The sequence below is a fragment of the Klebsiella sp. MS 92-3 genome, assembly GCF_000195655.1.
GTDB classification, from domain to species: Bacteria; Pseudomonadota; Gammaproteobacteria; order Enterobacterales; family Enterobacteriaceae; genus Klebsiella; species Klebsiella pneumoniae.
In genome coordinates, this window is the sequence record NZ_GL882815.1 from 69,334 (window position 1) to 71,153 (window position 1,820).

Here is a 1,820-nt window from a genome sequence, read left to right on the forward strand (position 1 = left end):
CTCCTGCGCCCGCCACGGGCGCAGAGACGTTCCCTGCCATGTCTCAATCCCAGGTTCGGCCAACAGCGCAGGCGCAATCCAGCCACGTTCTATTTTGTGACACTGTCACGCACAAAGGTGACCGCTGAGGTTCATTAACCGCTGACATGCCGCCTGACGCGTTCTATGCTTTTCCCTGTCTCCCTCCTCACACAGGAACTGCACCCGATGGCCGACTGGAATCCTTCGTTGTATCTGCAATTTGACGCTGAACGTACCCGCCCCGCGGCCGACCTGCTCTCGCGTATTGCCCATCTGCAGGTCGAGCACGCCGTCGACCTCGGCTGCGGGCCGGGAAACAGCACCCGCCTGCTACGCGCCGCCTGGCCGTTGGCGACGATCGTCGGTATCGATAACTCCCCGGCCATGCTGGTCCAGGCGGCGCAGGCCTTACCCGACTGTGAGTTCATCGACGCCGATATTGCCCGCTGGCGGCCTGCGCAACCGCCAGATGTGATCTATGCCAACGCCTCTCTGCAGTGGCTGACGGATCATGAGACGCTTTTCCCCCATCTGGTAAACCAGCTGGCGGACAACGGAACGCTGGCAGTGCAGATGCCGGATAACTGGCAGGAACCTTCCCATACCCTGATGCGTCAGGTTGCCAGCGAGATGGGGTTGCCGGACCGTGGACGCCAGCCGTTACTCCCGCCCGCCGCCTGGTACGATCTGCTCAGCCGCCAGGGTTGCGAAGTTGATATCTGGCGCACCACCTATTTTCATCCCCTTGCTTCTCATCAGGCGATTGTCGACTGGCTGCAGGGCACCGGGTTACGCCCCTATCTGGCAGGCCTGGACGAGCAGGCCGGAAGCGCGTTTCTCACACGCTATCTCGCATTGCTGGCCGCACACTATCCGTTACAGTGTAACGGGAAGGTGCTCCTGCGTTTCCCACGGCTGTTTATCGTGGCGCGAAAGATCGCCGCCTGACCGTTGGGATAGGTGGGCAGAAAAGCGGAGTGATGAAAGGTGTAAAGGATCGGCTATACCATCCTGCTTTTCAGGATTGATAATCCCGAACGTTGCGATATTCAATATCTTAGTCAGCGTGCGACAGTGATGACTCCTTTAACCTGCAAAGAGAATCACTATGAGTACTCCTCCTGTCGATCGCCGAACGCTGGCTGCTATCGCGCCAAAGCTAGCCGAGCTTACCGAAACGGTGCTGTTTGGCGATATCTGGGCGCGGAGCGAGCTGTCGCCCCGCGAACGCAGCCTGATCACCCTTTCCGCCCTGACGGCGCAGGGCAAAACTGAACAGCTGCCGTGGCACATCGCGTTCGGCTATCAGAATGGCCTGAGCCGGGAAGAAATTGTCGAATTGTTTACCCATCTGGCGTTCTATGCCGGTTGGCCGGCGGCGGCCAGCGCCCTGACCTGCCTGAATGCGCAGGAGGCGTCATGCCCCTGACCCGAATTTCGCTTGGCACCGCCTGGCGTCCCGCGGAGTTTGCTCAATTGTCGGCGCTCTTTCATGAGTGTCTGGTGGCGGAGTTCGACGTTCCGTCAGCAGATAGATTTCAGTTTATCGAACGGGCCGCCGATGAGCAGCGCATTTACGACCCGCACTACCTCAGCGAAGGACGCAGCGCCCGCTTCGTGCTGTTTCATATTTTCGCCGGAAAACCGCGCAGCCGGGCGCAGAAACAGGGACTCTATCGTCGGCTCTGCGCGCGGTTAGACGACGAGATGGCGGTCAGCCCGCAGGACGTGATGGTGGTTATCCAGTTTAACCAACTGGAGGACTGGAGTTTTAGCGCAGGGAAGATGGCGGATGAATG

3 protein-coding genes are annotated in these 1,820 nt (G+C 59.6%); all 3 read left to right on the forward strand.

What is annotated here, in order from left to right; genetic code table 11:
* Positions 1-207: 207 nt before the first annotated feature.
* Positions 208-969: a trans-aconitate 2-methyltransferase gene (tam, locus tag HMPREF9538_RS12575; RefSeq protein WP_004176221.1), complete on the forward strand. Its 762-nt coding sequence runs from the start codon at positions 208-210 to the stop codon at positions 967-969.
* Between the two features lie 160 nt (positions 970-1,129).
* Positions 1,130-1,450, forward strand: coding sequence for a carboxymuconolactone decarboxylase family protein (locus HMPREF9538_RS12570; RefSeq protein ID WP_002904619.1), 321 nt, complete (start codon positions 1,130-1,132; stop codon positions 1,448-1,450).
* Positions 1,441-1,820, forward strand: a 380-nt coding sequence (locus HMPREF9538_RS12565; protein WP_002904617.1) for a tautomerase family protein, incomplete at its 3' end; no start/stop codon positions are given. The genes HMPREF9538_RS12570 and HMPREF9538_RS12565, both read left to right, overlap by 10 nt.

Coding starts and splice junctions, on each gene's coding strand:
- HMPREF9538_RS12570 (WP_002904619.1), top strand. CDS start 1,130: ATGAGTACTCCTCCTGTCGATCGCCGAACGCTGGCTGCTATCGCGCCA.
- tam (WP_004176221.1), top strand. CDS start 208: ATGGCCGACTGGAATCCTTCGTTGTATCTGCAATTTGACGCTGAACGT.